18 protein-coding genes are annotated in these 19,697 nt (G+C 72.1%); 9 read left to right on the top strand and 9 right to left on the bottom strand.

Annotated elements, in window-relative coordinates; all coding sequences use genetic code 11:
• Window positions 1-12: 12 nt before the first annotated feature.
• Genes ABTZ99_RS35060 through ABTZ99_RS35075 form a run of 4 tightly spaced genes read left to right on the top strand, consistent with a single transcriptional unit; the run spans window position 13 to window position 4,084 of the window.
• A complete protein-coding gene (locus tag ABTZ99_RS35060; protein ID WP_499617565.1) occupies window positions 13-1,299 on the top strand; it encodes an ABC transporter substrate-binding protein in 1,287 nt (428 codons plus the stop codon).
• A 46-nt stretch (window positions 1,300-1,345) separates the two neighbouring features.
• A complete protein-coding gene (locus ABTZ99_RS35065; protein ID WP_499617567.1) occupies window positions 1,346-2,230 on the top strand; it encodes a carbohydrate ABC transporter permease in 885 nt (294 codons plus the stop codon).
• Window positions 2,227-3,060 (top strand): carbohydrate ABC transporter permease, encoded by an 834-nt coding sequence (locus ABTZ99_RS35070; protein WP_499617569.1) that lies wholly within the window; start codon window positions 2,227-2,229, stop codon window positions 3,058-3,060. The genes ABTZ99_RS35065 and ABTZ99_RS35070 overlap by 4 nt, the downstream gene beginning before the upstream one ends.
• Window positions 3,061-3,067: 7 nt before the next feature.
• The gene (locus ABTZ99_RS35075) at window positions 3,068-4,084 is read left to right on the top strand and encodes a LacI family DNA-binding transcriptional regulator (protein ID WP_498786447.1); all 1,017 of its coding nucleotides are present in this window, start codon (window positions 3,068-3,070) and stop codon (window positions 4,082-4,084) included.
• A 186-nt stretch (window positions 4,085-4,270) separates the two neighbouring features.
• Here the strand turns inward: ABTZ99_RS35075 and ABTZ99_RS35080 are convergent, their stop codons facing one another.
• From ABTZ99_RS35080 to ABTZ99_RS35100, 5 genes are all read right to left on the bottom strand, one after another.
• Complete coding sequence (locus ABTZ99_RS35080) at window positions 4,271-5,500, bottom strand: hypothetical protein (protein WP_499617571.1); 1,230 nt, start codon at window positions 5,498-5,500, stop codon at window positions 4,271-4,273.
• 213 nt (window positions 5,501-5,713) lie between these two features.
• Window positions 5,714-6,358, bottom strand: coding sequence for a response regulator transcription factor (locus tag ABTZ99_RS35085; RefSeq protein ID WP_499617573.1), 645 nt, complete (start codon window positions 6,356-6,358; stop codon window positions 5,714-5,716).
• Entirely contained in the window at window positions 6,346-7,581 is a 1,236-nt protein-coding gene (locus ABTZ99_RS35090; RefSeq protein WP_498786441.1) for a sensor histidine kinase, read from the bottom strand. Before ABTZ99_RS35090 ends, ABTZ99_RS35085 begins: the two co-directional genes overlap by 13 nt.
• Window positions 7,582-7,585: 4 nt before the next feature.
• Window positions 7,586-10,048: an ABC transporter permease gene (locus tag ABTZ99_RS35095; RefSeq protein ID WP_499617575.1), complete on the bottom strand. Its 2,463-nt coding sequence runs from the start codon at window positions 10,046-10,048 to the stop codon at window positions 7,586-7,588.
• Window positions 10,045-10,770 (bottom strand): ABC transporter ATP-binding protein, encoded by a 726-nt coding sequence (locus tag ABTZ99_RS35100; RefSeq protein ID WP_498786437.1) that lies wholly within the window; start codon window positions 10,768-10,770, stop codon window positions 10,045-10,047. The genes ABTZ99_RS35095 and ABTZ99_RS35100 overlap by 4 nt, the downstream gene beginning before the upstream one ends.
• Before the next feature lie 623 nt (window positions 10,771-11,393).
• Here ABTZ99_RS35100 and ABTZ99_RS35105 point away from each other — a divergent pair.
• A complete protein-coding gene (locus tag ABTZ99_RS35105; RefSeq protein WP_499617595.1) occupies window positions 11,394-13,139 on the top strand; it encodes an AfsR/SARP family transcriptional regulator in 1,746 nt (581 codons plus the stop codon).
• Window positions 13,140-13,288: 149 nt separating this feature from the next.
• Here ABTZ99_RS35105 and ABTZ99_RS35110 read toward each other — a convergent pair whose 3' ends face one another.
• Window positions 13,289-13,885, bottom strand: coding sequence for an MmpS family transport accessory protein (locus tag ABTZ99_RS35110; RefSeq protein ID WP_498786721.1), 597 nt, complete (start codon window positions 13,883-13,885; stop codon window positions 13,289-13,291).
• Window positions 13,886-14,090: 205 nt separating this feature from the next.
• Complete coding sequence (locus ABTZ99_RS35115) at window positions 14,091-14,735, bottom strand: GTP cyclohydrolase II (RefSeq protein WP_498786722.1); 645 nt, start codon at window positions 14,733-14,735, stop codon at window positions 14,091-14,093.
• A 95-nt stretch (window positions 14,736-14,830) separates the two neighbouring features.
• Between ABTZ99_RS35115 and ABTZ99_RS35120 the strand changes: the two genes are divergently transcribed.
• The 4 genes from ABTZ99_RS35120 to ABTZ99_RS35135 are packed head-to-tail and all read left to right on the top strand — an operon-like array spanning window position 14,831 to window position 18,109.
• The gene (locus ABTZ99_RS35120; protein ID WP_498786737.1) at window positions 14,831-15,229 is read left to right on the top strand and encodes a 6-pyruvoyl trahydropterin synthase family protein; all 399 of its coding nucleotides are present in this window, start codon (window positions 14,831-14,833) and stop codon (window positions 15,227-15,229) included.
• Window positions 15,226-16,233, top strand: coding sequence for a glycosyltransferase family 4 protein (locus ABTZ99_RS35125; RefSeq protein ID WP_499617578.1), 1,008 nt, complete (start codon window positions 15,226-15,228; stop codon window positions 16,231-16,233). Before ABTZ99_RS35120 ends, ABTZ99_RS35125 begins: the two co-directional genes overlap by 4 nt.
• Window positions 16,230-17,051 (top strand): class I SAM-dependent methyltransferase, encoded by an 822-nt coding sequence (locus ABTZ99_RS35130; protein ID WP_499617580.1) that lies wholly within the window; start codon window positions 16,230-16,232, stop codon window positions 17,049-17,051. The genes ABTZ99_RS35125 and ABTZ99_RS35130 overlap by 4 nt, the downstream gene beginning before the upstream one ends.
• Window positions 17,048-18,109, top strand: a complete 1,062-nt coding sequence (locus ABTZ99_RS35135) for a lysylphosphatidylglycerol synthase transmembrane domain-containing protein (protein ID WP_499617582.1) — start codon at window positions 17,048-17,050, stop codon at window positions 18,107-18,109. Before ABTZ99_RS35130 ends, ABTZ99_RS35135 begins: the two co-directional genes overlap by 4 nt.
• Here ABTZ99_RS35135 and ABTZ99_RS35140 read toward each other — a convergent pair.
• Window positions 18,038-18,721, bottom strand: a complete 684-nt coding sequence (locus ABTZ99_RS35140; protein ID WP_498786726.1) for a creatininase family protein — start codon at window positions 18,719-18,721, stop codon at window positions 18,038-18,040. The genes ABTZ99_RS35135 and ABTZ99_RS35140 overlap by 72 nt on opposite strands.
• Window positions 18,708-19,676, bottom strand: coding sequence for a zinc-dependent alcohol dehydrogenase (locus ABTZ99_RS35145; protein WP_499617584.1), 969 nt, complete (start codon window positions 19,674-19,676; stop codon window positions 18,708-18,710). Before ABTZ99_RS35145 ends, ABTZ99_RS35140 begins: the two co-directional genes overlap by 14 nt.
• Window positions 19,677-19,697: the final 21 nt, after the last annotated feature.

Genomic DNA, 19,697 nt, shown 5'->3' on the forward strand with positions numbered 1-19,697 from the left:
CCCGGAGACCTCATGCGACTCGACATCGCGAAGAAGGCCCTGGCACTCGGACTCGGCCTCACCCTGCTCGCCGGCTGCGGCGGTGGCGGCGAAGAGGCCGCCGACGGCCCGGTCGAACTGTCCTTCTGGGCCTGGGCGCCCAACATCGACAAGGTCGTCGACAAGTGGAACGCGGCCCACCCGGACGTCAAGGTCGTGGTGAGCAAGCAGGCCCAGGGCGACGACCTGGTGACCAAGCTCCTGACCAGCGCGAAGGGCGGCAACCCGCCGGACCTGGCACAGGTGGAGTTCCAGGCGCTGCCGACGCTGGTCAGCAACGACGTGCTGGCCGACATCGCCGAGGGCGCGGCGGGCGCCAAGGACAAGTTCGCGCCCGGCATCTGGGACCAGGTCACGCTGGGCGGCAGCGGCGTCTACGCCGTGCCGCAGGACTCCGGCCCGATGATGTTCTACTACCGCGCCGACCTGTTCGAGCAGTACGGCCTCAAGGCGCCGACGACCTGGGACGAGTACGCGCGGACCGCGCGTGACCTGCGGGCCAAGGCGCCGGACAAGTTCCTCGGCACGTTCTCGTCCAACGACCCGGGCTGGTTCGCGGGCCTCGTGCAGCAGGCGGGCGCGTCGTGGTGGTCGGTCGACGGCGAGGCGTGGAAGGTCTCCGTGGACGACGCCGCGACCAGGAAGGTCGCGCAGTACTGGAGCGGCCTGATCGCCGAGGGCGTGATCGACAAGTCCCCGATGTACACGCCGGAGTGGAACAAGGCGCTCAACGACGGCACGCAGATCGGCTGGCTGAGCGCGGTGTGGGCGCCGGGCGTGCTCATGGGCAACGCGGAGAGCACGGCGGGCAAGTGGGCGATGACGCCGATGCCGCAGTGGGACGCCTCCGCGCCGCGCACCGGCAACTGGGGCGGCTCCACCACCGCCGTGACGGCGGGCTCGAAGAAGCAGAAGGCCGCCACGGAGTTCGCGATCTGGCTGAACACCGACCCGACCGCCGTCGAGGCGCTGGTCAAGGAGAGCGGCATCTACCCGGCGGCGACGTCGGCGCAGCAGTCGCAGTCCCAGCCGCCCGCGTTCTTCCCGAACCAGCCGGACTTCTACAGCCAGGCCGCGAAGATCGCCGCCACCTCGTCCGGCTTCACGTGGGGCCCGAACGTCAACGTCACCTACACCGCGTACAAGAACGCGATGGGTGAGGCGATCAGCGGTGGCACGGACCTGGTGCCCGCGCTGGCCAAGATGCAGAGCGCGACCGTGGACGACATGAAGGCCAACGGGTTCACGGTGGGCGGCTGACCCCGTGGCGACTCGTGTGCCCGGGCGGGGTGGTGCGGCGCCGAAGGTGGCGCCGTACGCCTTCGTGGCCCCCGCGGTGGTGTTGTTCCTGCTGGTGTTCGCGCTGCCGATCGCCTACACGGTCTACCTGAGCCTGTTCCGCACCGAGGTCAAGGGGCTGGGGCTGGGCAAGGGCAGCCGGTCCGAGGTCTTCGTCGGCCTGGACAACTACGTGCGCGCGCTCACCGACGCCGAACTCGGCGCGGGCGCGCTGCGGGTGCTCGGCTACGGCGCGATCCTGGTGCCGACGATGCTGGGGCTGGCCCTGGTGTTCGCGCTGCTGCTGGACGAGGACCGGGTGCGGGCCCGCGGGTTCAGCCGGATCGCGATCTTCCTGCCGTACGCGGTCCCGGGCGTGATCGCGTCGTTGCTGTGGGGGTTCCTGTACCTGCCGGGCACCAGCCCGTTCAACCAGGCGCTGCGGGCGCTGTCGATGCCCGGCGTGGACCTGCTCTCGCCGACCGGCATCTACTTCGCGCTGGCCAACATCGCGGTGTGGGGCGGTGTCGGCTACAACATGGTCGTCCTCTACACCGCGTTGCGGTCGATCCCGCGCGACCTGTACGAGGCGGCCCGCATCGACGGCTGCACGCCGTGGCAGGTCGCGGTGCGGATCAAGATCCCGCTGCTGGCGCCCGCGCTGGTGCTGACGTCGTTGTTCTCGATCATCGCGACGCTCCAGGTGTTCGCCGAGCCGACCACGCTGGCGCCGCTGACCAACTCGCTCTCGCTCACCTGGACGCCGTTGATGAAGGTCTACCAGGACGCGTTCGGCCGCGGTGACCTCTACTCCGCCGCCGCGACGTCGGTGCTGATCGCCGTGGTGATGTTCGTGATCTCGTTCGCGCTGCTGCGGGTGACGCGGTCGCGGGCGTTCGGGGGTGAGCGGTGAGGGCGCGGCTGGGCGGGTTGCCGACGTTCGTGCTGCTGGTGGGCGCGGCGTACTGCCTGTTCCCGGTGGCGTGGGTGCTGATCGCGGCGACGAAGAGCACCGGTGAGCTGTTCTCGACGACGACGCTGTCGGTCGGGTCGTCGCTGGTGGCGAACCTCGGTGAGCTGAACGGCTACCGCGGCGGCGTGTTCTGGCAGTGGATGGCGAACTCCGCCCTGTACGCGGGGGTGGGCGCGCTGCTGTCCGCGGCGTTGTCCGGCGTCACGGGGTACGCGCTGGCCAAGTACGCGTTCCGGGGTCGGGCGTTGATCTTCAACGCGCTGATCGCGGGCGTGCTGGTGCCCGCCGTGGTGCTGGCCGTGCCGCAGTACCTGCTGATGGCGGAGATCGGCCTGACCGACACCTACCTGTCCGTGCTGCTGCCGAGCGTGATCAGCCCGTACGGCATCTACCTGGCCCGCATCTACGCCGCCGCGTCCGTGCCCGAGGACGTGGTGGAGGCGGCCCGCACGGACGGCGCGAGCGAGGCGCGGATCCTGGGCTCGATCGCGTTGCCGATGATGGTCCCGGGCCTGGTCACGGTGTTCCTGTTCCAGTTCGTGTCGATCTGGAACAACTTCATGCTGCCCTACATCATGCTCGGCGACGACGGGAAGTTCCCGGTCACGCTGGGGCTCTACACGATGCTCAAGCAGGGCAACACCACGCCCGCGCTGTACACCCTGGTCGTCACCGGTTCGCTGGTGTCGGTGGTGCCTCTGATCGCGCTGTTCCTGACCTTGCAGCGATACTGGCGCATCGACTTGCTCTCCGGAGCGGTGAAAGCATGAGGGAGTCATGAGCGGGAACAGGGCGCCACGGAACCGGCCGACCATCCACGACGTGGCGGCCGCCGCGGGGGTGTCGCGCGGCACGGTGTCGCGCGCGCTCAACGGCGGGCGCAACGTCAGCCCGGCTGCGTTGGAGGCCGTGCTGAAGGCCGTGCGGACCACCGGGTACGTCGCCAACCCGGCCGCGCGCAGCCTCGTCACGCAGCGGGCGCACTCGGTGGCGTTCGTGCTCACCGAACCGCAGCAGCGGCTGTTCGAGGACCCGAACTTCAGCATCCTGCTCCAGGGCTGCACGCAGGAGCTCGCCGAGCTGGACGTGCCCGTGCTGCTCATGACCGCCAGCACCGAGGTGGAGCGCAAGCGGACCAGCCGGTTCATCGCCGCGGGTCACGTGGACGGCGTGCTGCTGGTGTCGTCGCACACCGGCAACCCGCTGCTGGACGAGCTGCGCGACTCGGGCATCCCGGTCGTGGCCTGCGGCAAGCCGATCGGCCACGAGGGCCAGGTCGCCTACGCCGCGGCCGACGACCGTTCGGGTGCGCGGCAGATGGTGGAGCACCTGCGCTCGCGCGGACGGCGGCGGATCGCCACCATCACCGGCCCGCCCGACACCCCCGGCGGCGTGGAGCGGCTCGCCGGGTACCGGGACGTGCTGGGTGCGGACGCCACCGCGGACCTGATCGCGCACGGCGACTACAGCCGTGCCGGCGGCGAGGCCGCCATGACCACCCTGCTGGACCGTGCGCCGGACCTGGACGCGGTGTTCGTCGCGTCCGACCTGATGGCGGCGGGTGCGCTGAACGTGCTGCACGACTCCGGCCGGCGCGTGCCCGACGACGTCGCGGTGGGCGGCTTCGACGACTCCAGCATCGCCACCTCCACCCGCCCGGCGCTGACCACGGTGCGGCAACCGTTCCAGCGCATCACCCGCGAGATGGTCCGCCTCCTGCTGGAGCAGATCCAAGGCGAACCACCGGCCGCCTCGATCCTCCCCACCGAACTGGTCGTCCGCGCCTCGACCTGACCGCTACCGGTCGCGCCAGGCGAGCGGCGACAGCGCCACGGCCGCTTCCGCGATCCGCCGGGCGGTCTCCGTCTTGAGGCTCCCGCGTGCCGAGTCGATCCACCCGTCGACCCGCGGCGATGGCCGCGGCGTCGTCCGACATGTGTCCTTCCTAGCGCCTGGAGAGGAGGAGGGCGTAGCGGGCTCTTATCGGGTGGACGACTCCAGCGCGCTGCGGCGGGCGGTGACGTCGTCCGGGTCGTTGCCGAAGACCAGCAGTTGGAGGGTGCTGAGCACCACCGGGTTGTCGGTGCGGGTGGTGTCGTGGCCGGAGGTGACGAGCACGCCGCCCGCGTTCAGCGACGGTCGGACGTGGGCGAGCAGTTCGGCCAGCGGTGCGGCCGCGGTCAGCTTGACCGACTCGGCGCACCCGTCGAGGGCGTCCGGTCGGACGGACTGGAGGGCGAGCAGCGGGATCGAGCCGCTGGTGATCCGGAAGTTCAGGTCGAGCACGACCAGCTGCCCGTCGAGCGTCTCGGCGCAGTCCAGGCTGCACAGGCCGCGGTAGCCGAGGTCGGCGGCGCGTTGGGTGATCGCCAGGCACTCCGCGAGCAGGTCGACCGGCAGCGGGCTGACCAGGCCGAACCGGCCGCCGACGTAGACGCCGGTGTCGTCGACGCGCTGCTCGGTGACGGCGAGCAGGCGGGCGACGGCGTCCGGGCCGACGTAGAGCTGGACGCCCCAGTTGCGCGCCAGGTACAGGTACTCCTCGACCACGAACTCGCCGAGCACGTCGGTGAACGCCGGGAAGTCGACCCGGTCGCCCGCCTCGTGCAGGTAGACGTCGAGGCTGCCGCCGTGCGCGTCGTTCGTGGCGGCCTTGAGGACCCAGGACTCCTCCGCCGGCGCGGCCCCGGCCAACTCCGCGCGGGTGACGACGCTGCGGCGGGCGTGGAAGCGCGGTGCGACGAACGTGCCGATGGTGGCCTTGTTGTTCAGGTGACCGACGAGGTGGGCGGTCTTGACCACGCGTTCATCCGGGCACAGCGCGGTGGGGTGCGGGTACTCCATCGAGATCGGCAGGCCGTCGGCCATCGCCTCGCCGACGCGGGCGGCGAACCCGGCTTCGTCGCGGAAGTCGCGCAGGTCGTCGCCGACGGGCAGGCCGCCGTCGCGCAGCTGGGCCAGCAGTTCCGGGTCCGTGCCACCCGCGCTGCAGATCACCGGCGTGTCACCGGCGATCGCGATCGGGCGGGCGGAGAGCGCGTCGACGGTGTTGCGGTGCCGGTTGGCGGCGGTGACGGCCGGTCGTGCGCAGACCGCGATGCCCGGACCGTAGACGTCGGTGAGCGCGCGAGGCGCGCCGACGGCCGGCGGCAGCGGTGTGGAGATGCTGATGACGTGCTCCCGTGGGGGTGAGTCGGGACGGCCACGCACGCCACACGGGTGGTGTGGACGTCATGCCGTAAGGCGGAGCGAGAGCGGTGAAGACGTGCCGTGCGCGCGAAGCGGCATCAACTGCCGGCCCCGTCGATGCTCGGGCGCCGGATGCGTGAACCGTGGGCGGGCAACCCGGACGCGGGCTGCGTCCACCCAGCCTCCCACACCCACCCCCACCTCACCCAAACGCGCTCTCGGGGTGCTGGAGAGTCACTGGTTCAGGTAGGCCAGGACGGCTCGGACGCGCCGGTGGGTGTTGTCGGCCGGCGGCAGGTCCAGCTTGGTCAGGATGTTGCTGATGTGCTTCTCCACCGACGGCGGCGCGAGCACGAGCTCGGCGCAGATGGCCGAGTTGGACAGGCCCTGCGCCACCAGCGCCAGGACCTCGCGCTCACGTGCGGTCAAGGTGGTGATCCGCTGGTCGCGGGTGTTGCGGGCGAACAGCTGGCGGATCACCTCCGGGTCCATCGCGGTGCCGCCGGCGGCCACGCGCTCCAGCGCGTCCAGGAACTCGTCCAACGCCGTCACGCGGTCCTTGAGCAGGTAGCCGATCGCGCCGTTGCCGTCGGCCAGCAGCTCGGTGGCGTACGTGCGCTCGACGTACTGCGACAGGATCAGGATCGGCGCCTTCGGGTCCTGCTTGCGCACGGACAGCGCCGCCCGCAGCCCTTCGTCCCGGAAGCCCGGCGGCAACCTGACGTCCACAATGGACAGATCCGGCCGGTGTTCCAGCACGGCCCGCTCCAGCTCCGGCGCGTTGTCCACGGCCGCGACCACGGTGTGCCCGGTGTCGGTCAGCATCCGCACCAGGCCGTCGCGGAGCAGCAGCAGGTCTTCGGCGATCACGATGCGCATGGGAGCTCCGCGAGGACGGTGGTGGGCCCACCGGGTGGACTGGTGACCTCCATCGTGCCGTCCAACGCCTCGACCCGGCGCCGCAACCCGTCCAGACCGGAGCCGGACGGGTCCGCGCCGCCCCGCCCGTCGTCCCTCAGGGACAGCGCCAACACGTCGTCCGACCGCCGCAGCGTGATCACGCACTCGTCCGCGTCGGCGTGCTTCACCGCGTTCGCCAACCCCTCCGCGACCACGAAGTACGCCGCCGACTCCACCGCCGCCGGCAGCTCGCCCAGCTCGGAGGCGTCCACCACGACCGTGAACGGCGCGTCACCGGCCAACGCGGTCAACGCCGGCACCAGCCCCCGATCGGTCAGGATCGGCGGGTAGATCCCGCGCACCAGCCGCCGCAGCTCGGCGAGCGCCTCGTCCAGCTGCCGCCGCGCGCTCACCACCTCCGCCCGCGCCGGGTCCTCCGCCAACCCCGCCGCGCGCAGCTTCCGATCCGCCAACGCCAGCGCCATGCCCGCCGCCACCATCCTGGCCTGCGCGCCGTCGTGCAGGTCCCGTTCGATCCGCTGCAACTCGGCGGCCTGCGCGTCCACCACCCGCAGCCGGGTCGCCCGCAACGCGCTGACCTGCTGCCGCAACCGCGCCCGCGGCCCGGCCTCCAGCAACCGCGCCGCCACGGACGCCTGCGCCCGTGACACCGCCGCGACCAGCCACCACACCGGCCACGCCACCACCAGCGCCACCAAGGTCAACGCGAACCGCCCGCCGACGGTGTTGAACAGCCAATCCGCCGCCGGGTAGAGGCGGGGGTTCGGCACGGCCCACAACCACAGCGGCGCGAGCACCGTGCCCGACCACACCACCCCGGCGACCACGCCGACCACCCCGGTCACCAGCCCCACCGGGAACCCCGCCAGCAGCCACGCCAGGTCACGCCACGTCCCCGGCTCGCGGAGCACCGAACGCCCGCGCGTCCACGGGTTCCCGCCGGTCACGGGCCCGTACGGGTCGGCGATCGCCCTCCGCAGCACCCACCCGGCCCGCCACCGCTCCAACCGCGCGATCCGCCGGCTCACCCACGTCGCCACCAGGAACACCGGCGGACCCAGGTACGTGAACGACAGCAGCCCGCCTGCCAGCGTCGTGACCACCGCCCAGACGAACGAGGCAGGCGCGATCACCAGCCCGGCCGCCAGGTGCGCCAGTCCTCTGGCCGCTCGCGAGAACACCTGGTCAACCTAGCCGAGGCAGGGCGCGCAGCCGGACCACCAGACGTGCCGGCACCGCACCGGCCACCAGCCCGAGCAACCCGACGCCCGCCACCATCCCGAAGTACCGCACGGGATCGGCGAACAGCCGCCACCGCCCGTCCTGCGCCACGCTGAACGCGCCGACCACCACCGCGCTGATCACGCAGCCGAGCACCAGCGCGACCACCACCGTGATCAACGCCTCCCGGTCGAGCAACCGGTGCAGCTGCCGCGCCGTGGCGCCGGCCAACCGCAGCTCGCCGAACTCCCGCCGCCGCGCCCCGGTGGCCACGGCGAACGTGTTGACCACCGCGATCGCCGTGAACCCCAACGACACGGCCACCATCAACTCCCACGCCGCCTGCTGGTTCTGCACCTCGGCGACGCCACCCGCACCGGCCGCCACCGGGAACCCGCTCAGATCCGGCTCGCCACGCAGGTAGACCGCGGTGACCAACCCTCGCGGGTCGTGCGCCGCCACCAGCCCCGCGTCCAGCACCAGATCGCCGAACCCGCGCCAGTTCGAGAACACCGCCACCACCACCAACGCCACCCGCGTGCCGTCCGCCAGCCAGAACGAAGGCCGATCACCGACCCGCCACCCCCGCTGCTCGGCCAACGGCCCGCTCACCGCCACCGAATCAGCCGAGAGCCTCACCTCACCCTCGACCACCCCCAGGTCCAACGCGGACTCACCGGCCAACCGCAACCCCTGCGCCGGGTAGTCCTCCGGCTTGCCCTCCTGGTCGACGACCACCCTCGTGCCCACCGCGAGGGCCGACCCCGTCACCGCGGGCAGCGCCGCCACCCGCTCCGCCGTCGCCAACGGCAACCCGGGCGCGTTCGTCGCCGCCACCGTCAGCGTCGCCGGCGCCGTCCGCGCCGCCTCCTGCTCAGCCGTCACCACACCGAGGACGTCCCCGTTCGACAACATGGTCGCGTTGATCGCGAACATCAGCGTCAGCGGAATCGCCACCCCCACCACCCGCCGGCTCTCGACCCGCGTCATCGCACCGGCCACCCTCCCCACCACGCCCAACCCCACCAACCGCGACACGACCGCCGTGACCCCGCCGACCACCACCGGCCCCAACGCCGCCACCGCGCACAACAGCAGCGCACAGGACACGAACCCCATCCCCATGCCCAACGGGCCGCCCAACGGCACCAGGGCCAGCACCGCCACCGCACCCGACGCCGCCACGACCGCCGCCACCACCCGCGGCACCCGACTGCCACCACCGGCCGTCACCGTCTCGCGCAACGCCTGCGTCGGCGAGATCCGCACCGCCCGACGCGCCGCCACCGACGTGGACCCCAGCGTCACCACCAACCCGACCACCGCCGCCGCGACCAGCACCAGCACGTCGACCGCCACCGCGAACTGCGCCGGCACCGCCCCCAGCTCGCGGAACCGCCCCGCCACCACCTGCGCCACCACCACGCCGACCGGCAGCGCAGGCACCGTGGCCACCACCGTCACCAGCGCGATCTCCGCACCCAACAGCCTCCGCAACTGACGCGGCGTCGCACCAGCCGTCCGCAACAACGCCAACTCACGCAACCTCTGCCGCACCGCCAACGACACCGTCCCCGTCAACACGAAGACCGCCGCGAACCCCGTGATCCCCAGCACGAACCCGAAGATCGAGATCGCCCCGACGTAATCCGGCACCGCACCCGGCAGGTCGCCCTCCACCTTGTCCGCCCCGGTGAGCACCCCGACCCCGAGTTCCTCCAGCGCCGCAACGACATCGCCCAACCGCGCCCCCTCGGCCAACCGCACCGCGACCGCCGTCGGCCCGCCCAACCCGGACCACTCGCCAACCTGCCCATCGGCGACGAACACCGCCGCCTGCCCCGGCACACCACCGCTCACCACACCCGCCACCCGCACGTCCCTCGCGCCCGTCCGCGTCGTCAGCCGCACGGTCTGCCCCACCACCAACCCCAACTCCGACCCCACCACCACCTCGCCGTCCGCAGGCGCAAACCCCTCCCGCAACACGTACGGCGTCAACCCCGCCGAAACCCACCCGTGCCCCACCACCGCCGCCCGCTCCGGCGCCCGCACCGCGACACCCCCGACGTCCAGCGCCACCGGGAACGCCACATCGGCCACCACCTCACCCACACCAGGCGCAGCCGCGACCAACCCCACCACCTCGTCGGACAACACCGCCGCACCCGTCAGCCGCTCGGTCTTGGTCTTCACCTTGACCTCGTCGCCCTTGTCCACCGCGGTCGTGAGCTCGACCGACCGCTCCGCCGCCACCACCACGTCAGCCCCGGCGAACCGATCCCCACCAGGCCCCGCCGTCAACACCGAGTACAGCAACAGCCCACTGCCCGAGATCAACGCCACCGCCAGGAACGCCGTCAGGAAGGTCCCGGCGAACGCACCGACCCGCCGCCGCACACTCGTCGCCGCCAGCTTCAGCATCATCGGGTCAGCTCCGTCATCCGAGCGGCAACCCGCTCCGCCGTCGGCCGGACCAACTCACCCGCGAGCCTGCCGTCCGCCAGGAACACCACCCGATCCGCCCACGCCGCCGCCGCCGGATCGTGCGTCACCATCACCACCGTCGCCGCGGAGGAGTCGACGAACCCCCGCAACAACCCCAGCACCTCCCGCCCGGTCGCGAGGTCCAACGCCCCCGTCGGCTCATCACCGAAGATCACCTCGGGCCGCCCCGCCAACGCCCGCGCCAACGCCACCCGCTGCTGCTGCCCACCCGACAACTCCCCGGGCCGGGACTTCTCGCGCCCACCGAGCCCGACCCTCTCCAACACCTCCCGCGCCCACGCCTTGTCCGGCCGCCTCCCCGCGAACCTCTGCGGCAGCAACACGTTGTCCCACACCGACAACGCGTCCACCAGGTTGAACGCCTGGAACACGAACCCGACGTGCCGCCGACGAACGGAGGTCAACTCGGGCTCCCGCAACACCCCGACCTCCTGCCCCGCCAGCACCACGCGCCCACTGTCAGGCAGGTCCAACCCGGCCGCGCAGTGCAGCAACGTCGACTTCCCCGACCCGGACGGCCCCATCACCGCAGTGAACGACCCCCGCCCGAACCCGACGGAAACCCGATCAAGCGCCCGAACCCGCCCCGAGTACACCTTCGTCACCTCGGTCAACGACACAACATCCCGCACCAGAACCATGCCGCCACTCTTCCGCCACCACACCCCCAACCCCACCGTGCAGCCACGGACCCGCAAGGTATGGCCACCCCTACCTCCACCACCCCCACCGCCCTACCCACCCCTCGCCGCCCTACCCACCCCTCGCCGCCCCCTGCCCACCCCTCACCCCGTCCACTGGCATGTCCTTCCCCCAACAGAAGGGCTTCGTGTCATCCCGCCGACCTGGCTCCGCCCTACCGCGCGTGTCAAGGGGGCCGTTCACCAATACCCATCCCTCCACCGATGCCTGCCCCCTTGATACGTGTGGTAGCCCGTAGGGAGGTCGGTGGGATGACACGAAACCCGACCAACAACGGACCCGGCGCGTACCCACCCACCCCGCCGTCATCCTGCTGATCTGCCCGTCCGGCGAGGACAAGCTTTTCCTCACCCGCAAACCACTTCCGTGATTTCCGACACCACCCACCACCCACCACCCAGATCCACCACCCAGATACACCACCCAGATCCACTGCCCAGATCCGCGAGGTGAACTCGCGATAAGGTGAAATAATCCCAACTACATTGTTGGCGCGGTTACTTTGTGACAGCTTTTCTCCTACAGTGGCTCGGTGAAGTTCGGAGTGCTCGGGCCGCTTACCGTGTCCGGATCGGATGGTGCGCACGTACAGATTCGTGGCCGACGTCTGCGGACCCTTCTCGCTGTTCTGCTGATGCACGCGGGCAAACCGGTTTCCGTCAACCACCTCGTTGACGCGATATGGGACGGCGACCCGCCCAAGTCGTATCTCTCCAACCTGCACACCTACGTGTCACGGCTGCGCGAACGGCTGCCCGGTCTGCGGATCGACCACGTCGACGGCCAGTACCTCTTACGCGTCGGGCCGGGCGACCTCGACCTGCTCGTGTTCCGGGCGAAGGTCGACGCCGCACGGCTCGCCGCACGCCGTGGCGAGCACGCCCTCGCCGCCGACCTCTACCGCAGCGCGCTGGCGCTGTGGCGGGACCGCCCCGTGGCCGACCTCGACGTCTCGGCGCTGGAACCGGAGATCTCGCACGGCGAGACCACGCGGCTGCTCGTCGTCGAGGACCGGTTCGAAGCCGAACTCGCCGCCGGGCGCCACGTCGAGGTGGTCGGCGAGCTGGAGGCGGCGGTGGCCGAGCACCCGACGCGGGAGCGGCTGTGCCGCCAGCTCATGATCGCCTTGTGCGGCGCCGGCAGGCAGGCCGACGCGCTGGCCGTGTACCGGACGGCCCGTGACGCGATGGTCGACGCGCTCGGCCTGGAGCCGAGCCCGGCGCTGCGGCGGCTGCACCAGGAGATCCTCCGCGGCGACGTGCCGGAGCCGGCCGCCGAGCCGGTCGAGCCCGCGTTCCCGCTGTGCCAGCTCCCCCCGGACACCGCCGACTTCGCCGGCCGCGGCGGTGAGCTGGAGCAGGTCGTCGCGGCGCTGCGGGCGAACGCCGCCTCCGTGCCGGTCGTCGTGCTCACCGGCGAGCCGGGCGTCGGCAAGACCGCGTTGGCGATCAGGGTGGCGCACCGGCTGCGGGCCGAGTTCCCGGACGGACAGCTGTTCGCGGACCTCGCGGGCACGACGCCGAACCCCAAGCAGGCCCGTGACGTGCTGGGCAGCCTGCTGCGGGCGTTGTGGCGCAACGGCGCGCCGATCCCGGAGGACCTGGAGGACCGGGCGGGGGCCGTCCGCGCGTGCCTCGCCGACCGGCGGGTGCTGGTCGTGCTGGACGACGCCGCGTCCGCCGCCCAGGTCCGCGCCCTGCTGCCCGGAACCGCAGGCTGCGCCGTGCTCGTCACCGGCCGCGGCAGGCTGGACGGCCTGGCCGGCTCGACGTCGCTGGCCGTCCCGCCGTTCGGCGTGGACGAGGCTCGCGCGCTGCTGGGTCGGATCGCGGGCCGTGAACGCGTCGAACTGGAACGTGCCGCCGCCGACGAAGTAGTGGCGCTGTGCGGCGGCGTGCCGCTGGCCGTGCGGATCGCCGCGACCCGCCTGGCCGCCCGGCGGCACCTGAGCGTGCGGTCGCTCGCCGACCGGTTGGCCGACGAACGCGGCCGCTTGGACGAGCTGGCCGTCGGCGGTCTCCAGGTGCGGCCGGCGGTCGCGAGCAGCTACGCGGCCTTGGCGCCGCCGGCCCGCGCCGGACTCCGCCGACTGGCGCTGCTCGGGCCCGTGGACGTCGCCGAGAGCGTGGTCGCCGCCGTGCTGGGCGTGCCGGACGCCGACGGGGTGGTCGAGGAGCTGGTGCGGTCGAGCCTGCTCACACCTGGTGGCCTGAACGCCGGCGGCCAGCCCCTCTACCGGCTGCCCGAACTCGTGCGGGTGTACGGCGTGGAGCAGGCCGACCGCGAGGACCGCAACGCGATCCTCTGACTCGTGGGCACCACCACACGGTTGCCTGACCAGCAAGCCCGCCACACGATCGTCCGACCAAGACCGAGGGCCCGGCGGAGAACATCCCACCGGGCCCTCGATCACGTCACCTCGCTCCACATCACCTCACGACGTGCGCGTCACCACGATCAGGTGCCCATGCACGACGCCGTGGCGAACGGACCGGTCGCCGTGTTCGTCGACACGACCTCGCCGTCGACCGTGATCTTGCAGCTCACCGTGCCGCCGTTCTCGTCCGCCGTCGCCGTGAGCGTGCCGCCCTTGTAAACGCCCTGGTTCTCCGTCTGCGTGGTCCACGGCAGGGTCGCGGCCGTCTCGGTCTTCGGGTCGAGCACCTCGCCGTAGAGGATCTCCACGTTCGCCGCGTCACCGGTGACCTCGTAGTCGACCTTGGCGACCCGGTTGACCTCCTCCTGGATCTCGTTGACCGCGGAGTTGAACACGAACACCCACACGATGCAGACCGCCAGGCCGATCACCGACACCGCGATGCCGGTGATGGACAGGCCCTTGTTGGTGGCACGTCCCTTGTTCACCCTGGCCAGTCCGACGGCCGAGAAGATGAGACCCAGGATCACGAGCGGCCAGGCGACCACGCCGATGAACGGGATGGGCGAGAACACCAGACCCACCAGGCCGAGGACGAACCCCGCCGTGCCCAAGCCGTTGCGAGGCGGCTGGGGGATCGGCGGCGGCACTGGCGGATAGGAGGTCTGCTGGCTCATGAGTTCTTTTCTCTTCCTGAATTGCCTGAATTGCGGAATGTGTGCGCCGAGCGAGCCGCGGCTCACCGGAAATGCGCGTCGCGGCACCGTCCTCCGTTTTGGGGAACGGCGGGTAAATGACGCACGGGGCGTCGGCGTCGCATAGCCTCGCACGCGTCACCACACGCCCCGCACACACACCGTGCACAGTTCAGGAGGTCCCGGGTTACCGGGCCGTGGGATATTCGTAGCCCGCCGGCTGGTCCACCTGCGGCAGGTCGTGGCCCAGCCGGTCGCGCTTCGCGGTCAGGTAGCCGATGTTGTGCGGGTTGGGCCGCATCAGGTGCGGCACGCGGTCCGCGACCTCGATGCCGTTGGCCTCCAACGACTCGATCTTGTCCGGGTTGTTCGACATCAACCGCACGGACGTGACGCGCAGGTGCTTCAGCACGCGCGCGGCCGGTGAGTAGTCCCGGACGTCGACGGGGAGCCCGAGCGTGGTCGCCGAGTCGAGCGTGTCCAGGCCCTGCTCGTCCTGCAGCACGTGCGTGCGCACCTTCGCCACCAGGCCGATGCCGCGCCCCTCGTGACCGCGCAGGTAGATCAGGATGCCGCTGCCCTCGGCCACGATCCGGTCCAGCGCCGCGTCGAGCTGGTCGCCGCACTCGCAGCGCATCGCGCCGAAGAGGTCGCCGGTCATGCACTCGGAGTGCACGCGCACCAGCACGTTCTCGCGCAGCGCCGTGCGGCCGTAGACGAGCGCCATGTGCTCGTGCCCGTCGACCCGGAACGCCACCGCGCGGAACGTGCCGCGTCGCGTGACCAGGTCCGACTCCGCCAGGTCCTCGTCGTTGAAGGCTTCTTCGCGCATCCGGCTCCCTCGTCACCCGAACCCGACACCGGCGAGGAGATCACTACGCTCGACCGGTACTTGCACCGTAGCTCGCTCACTCGGCGGAGGTCACCCTGTTCAGCATCACCGTTCGTGATCACGTGATGGTCGCCCACAGCTTCCGCGGCGAGGTCTTCGGTCCCGCCCAACGGCTGCACGGGGCGACGTTCGTGGTGGACGCGAGGTTCAAGCGGGAAGAGCTCGACGCCGACAACATCGTGGTCGACATCGGACTCGCGACGGAGCGGCTGCGCGCCGTCCTCGGTGAGCTCAACTACCGCAACCTGGACGACGTGCCGGAGTTCGCCGGGGTCAACACGTCGACCGAGTTCCTGGCCAAGCACATCGCGGACGAGCTGGCGGAGGCCGTGCACGCCGGTTCGCTCGGCGAGGGCGCGCGGGGGCTGTCCGGCATCGAGGTCTCGCTGCACGAGTCGCACGTCGCGTGGGCGAGCTACGAACGCCCGCTGTGACGGTCCACTTCGTCCTGCCCGGCGGCGTGGACGACCCGGCGTCACCGAGCGGCGGCAACGTCTACGACCGGCGGGTGCTCGACAGCCTCCCCTCGGTGCGCGAGATCGTGGTGCCCGGCTCGTGGCCTCAGCCCGGAACGGCCGCCCGCTCGGCGTTGAGCCAGGCGTTGAGCGGGATCGGGGACGGCTCGGTCGTCGTGCTCGACGGGCTGGTGGCGTGCGGTGTGCCGGAGGTCGTCGTGCCGCACGCCGACCGGTTGCGGCTGGTGGTCCTGGTGCACCTGCCGCTGGCCGACGAGACGGGCCTGCCGCCGGCCCTGGCCGCCCGGCTCGACACCGCCGAGCGGGAGGTCCTCCGGGCCGCGCACGCCGTCGTGGCCACCAGCCCGTCGGCGGCGCGGCGGCTCACGTCGCACCACGGGTTGGCCCGGGTCCACGTCGTCGTGCCCGGCACGGACCCCGCGCCACTGGCCGCCGGCACCGACGGCGTGTCCCGGTTGCTCTGCGTCGCCTCGCTCACTCCCCGCAAGGGGCACGAGGTGCTGGTGCGCGCGCTGGCTTCGGTGGCCGATCTGCCGTGGACCTGCGCGTTCGTCGGGCCGGAGCGGTCGCCGGTGCGCGAGCTGGTCGACCGGCACGGGCTGGCTTCGCGGGTCGAACTGCGCGGTCCTCTCAGCGGTGCGGCGCTCGACGACGCGTACGCGACGGCGGACCTGTTCGTGCTGGCGTCGTTGGCCGAGACCTACGGGATGGTGGTGACCGAGGCGTTGGCCCGGGGTCTGCCGGTGGTGGCCAGCTCCGTGCCGGACGCGCTCGGCTCCGGGGGCGTGCTGCTGCCGGCGGGTGACGTGGCGGCGTTCTCCGAAGCCCTGCGGCGGTGGCTGACCGATGAGGACTGGCGGCGCGACCTGCGCGGTCGTGCGGCGGCACGTCGGCGTGAGCTGTCCACATGGGACGAAACGGCCGCTCGGCTGGCCGAGGTGCTGGCTAGTCTGCGGCCATGAGCACCTTCGCACCGGAATGGCTGTCACTGCGCGAGAAGGCCGACGCGGAGGCCCGCGCGGTGGACCTGGTCGACCGGCTCCTGAAGATCGATCTGAACCGGGACCCCCTCGTGGTGCGTGATCTCGGGTGTGGAACGGGATCGTTGGGACGGTGGCTCGCCGGCCGGTTGGGTGGTCCGCAGCACTGGGTGCTGCACGACCGCGACCCCCGGCTGCTCAGCATCGCGGCGGCGACCGTGAGCGGGGTGACGATCGAGACGCACGAGGGCGACCTGACCGGGCTGACCGGTGCGGACGTCGCCGGGACGTCGCTGGTCACCGCGTCGGCGCTGCTGGACCTGCTGACCGCCGAGGAGGTGGACGCCCTGGCCGGCGCGTGCGTGGAGGCGGGGTGCCCGGCGCTGTTCACGCTGTCGGTGGCGGGTCGGGTGGAGTTCGAGCCGGCCGAGTCGCTGGACGGGGACTTCGAAGCGGCGTTCAACGCGCACCAGCGGCGGGTGGTCGACGGGCGTCGGCTGCTGGGGCCGGATGCCGTCGCCGTCACGGTGGAGGCGTTCGAACGGCGGGGCGCGGAGGTGACGACGAGCCCGAGCCCGTGGCGGCTGGGGCCGGAGCAGGCCGCGCTGGCGGGGGAGTGGCTGCGCGGGTGGGTGGGGGCGGCGGTGGAGCAGGAACCGGGGCTGGCCGCCGACGCGCCCGACTACCTGCGGCGCAAGCTCGACCACAGCCGACGCGTGGTGGTGCACCACACGGACCTCTTGGCGGTGCCTCGATCCGCGGTGGTGGACCGCACGGATCCCTTGGCGGTGCCTCGATGACCGGGACGGTCGAGCCGCCCAACGCGCTCACCGGGCCCAACGCACTTGCCCGACCCAACCCACTTGCCCGGCCTTCGCTCGCCCTGCCCAACGCACTTGCCCGGCCCGTGGTGAAGCGGCTGTGGCCCTGGCTGCGGCTCCTGATCGCGGTCGCCATCCTGGTGGCCCTGGGCCGCCGGCTCGGCGCCGACGCGTTCCTGGACGGCCTGCGCGCGGTCGACGGCGGGGCGGTCGCGGCGGCGTTGGGCATCGGGCTGCTGACCACCGTGACCAGCGCCTGGCGGTGGTGTCTCATCGCCCGCCGCCTCGGCCTGCCGCTCACCCTCCGCACCGCCGTGTCCGACTACTACCGCGGCCTCTTCCTCAACGCCGTCCTCCCCGCCGGCGTCCTCGGCGACGTCCACCGGGCCGTGAGCCACGGGCGGCGGGCAGGCGACGTCGGGCGCGGCGTCCGGGCGGTCGTGTTCGAGCGCGCCGCCGGACAGGCCGTGCTGGTCGTCCTCGGCGTCACCGTCCTGCTCACCGAATCCCTTCCCGTCGACGTACCGGTCCTCGGCCTGCTGACCGCCCTCGCCCTCGTCACCCTCGCCGGCCTCTCGGCGAGAGTCCGCCGAGCAGCACGGACCACCTGGGCCGACGCCCGCACCGGCCTGCTGAACCGCGCGGTCCTGCCCAAGGTCGCCCTGCTCTCGGCGGTGACGTTGGCCGGGCACGTGGCGCTGTTCGCGGTGGCGGCCAGGGCCGCCGGCGCCTCGGCACCGACCACCCGCCTCCTCCCGCTGATCGTGCTCGCCCTGCTGGTCATGGCCATCCCGCTGAACGTCGGCGGCTTCGGCCCGCGGGAGGCGTTCCTGGCGGTGGCGTTCGGGGTGGCCGGGCTCGGCGCCGCGCAAGGTGTCACGACCGGCGTCGTCTACGGCGTGCTCGCGCTGATCGGCAGCCTCCCCGGCATCCTCGCCCTGATACCCCGGTCGGGGATACCAGGCTCAGAACACCGACAGGTACGCCCCGAACGACTCGACCAGCGCCGCGAGCACGTCCCGGCCCTTGTCGGCTGAGGCCAGCGACGGCCGCCCGATCACCCCCGACGACGTGTACGGCGCGAGCCCCAGCGTGAGCATGTGCGGCCGGTCGTCGGCCAGGTGGTCGCTCGTCTCGTACCCGGGTCTCACCAGTTCCGGGTGGGCGTGCAGGAGGATGGACGTCTCCAGCTCACCCGCGTGCATGTCGCTGCGCGACGACGTCTCGACCCCGGCGGCGTCGCGTGCCGCGGCCCAGTCGCCGCTGCCGGGGAACAACGCCATCCCCTCCGACTCCTGCACCACGTTCGACAGCACGTAGTTCCCGCCGTGCCCGCTGACCAGCACCAGGTTCGGCACGCCCGAGCGCCGCAACGACTCCGCCACGTCACGCACCACCGCGTACAGCGTCCGCGCCGAGATGCTCACCGTGCCCGGCCACGCCGCGTGCTCCTGCGAGCACGAGATCGTGATCGGCGGCAGCAGCTGCACCGGGTGCGCGTCGGCGATCGCCCGCGCGATCGTGCAGGCGACCACCGTGTCCGTGGCCAGCGGCAGGTACGGGCCGTGCTGCTCGTGGCTGCCGACCGGCAGCACCGCCACGGTCGCCGCACGCGCACGCACGTCTTCGGTGGTGTCAGGCAGGTACATGCCCGGCACGGTAGTCAACGCGGTGGCACAGGGGCGGCAAAGCGCCACCCGCCAGCACGGACGGCAGGTCGTCGAACCGGCTCTCACCGCTGATCAGCGCGTCGAACGCGGGATCGGCGAGCAGGTCCAGCGCCAGCGCCATCCGCTCGGCGTACGTGCGGTCCGGCCGCGCCACCACGCCGACCTGGCTGCCGCGCACCCGCAGCCGGCGCGAGTGGAAGAACTCGCCGAGCGGCACCGACACCCGCCGGTCGCCGTACCAGCTCAGCTCCACCACCTGCCCTTCCGGCGCGAGCAGCGCCAACGACCGGGCCAGCCCCTCCTCGGACGCGCTCGCGTGCACGACCAGGTCGCAGTGCCCCGACGCCTCTTCGGGCGACGCGAAGTCGACCCCCAGCGCAGCGGCCACCGACGCGCGGTCCGGGTCGGCGTCCACCAGTTGCAGCCGCACGCCCGGGAACCGGGCCAGCACGGCGGCCACGGCGCACCCCACCATCCCGCCGCCGACGACCGCGATCCGGTCGCCGATCAACGGCCGGGCGTCCCACAGCGCGTTCACCGCCGTCTCCACCGTCCCGGCCAGCACCGCACGCGCGGCGGGCACCGGGTCGGGCACGGGCGTCACGGCGTCGGCGGGCACCACGTAGTGCGTCTGGTGTGGATAGAGGCAGAACACCGTGCGGCCGAGCAGCGGTCCCCGTTCCACCACGCCGACGTTGAGGTAGCCGTACTTCACCGGCCACGGGAACTCGCCCTCCTGGAACGGCGCCCGCATCACGTCGTGCTGGCTCGCCGGCACGCCACCGCGCAGGACCAGGCTCTCCGTGCCCCGGCTGATCCCCGAGTACAGCGTGCGCACCAGCACGTCGTCGGGTCCGGGCTCGGGCAGCGACACGTCCCGGATCTCGGTTTTTCCCGACGAGGTGAACCAGAGTGCCCTCGCAGAGCGTGTCATCTGTACAACCTCCGGACAACG

Source organism: Actinosynnema sp. NPDC002837, from assembly GCF_040295345.1.
Classification (GTDB): Bacteria; Actinomycetota; Actinomycetes; order Mycobacteriales; family Pseudonocardiaceae; genus Actinosynnema.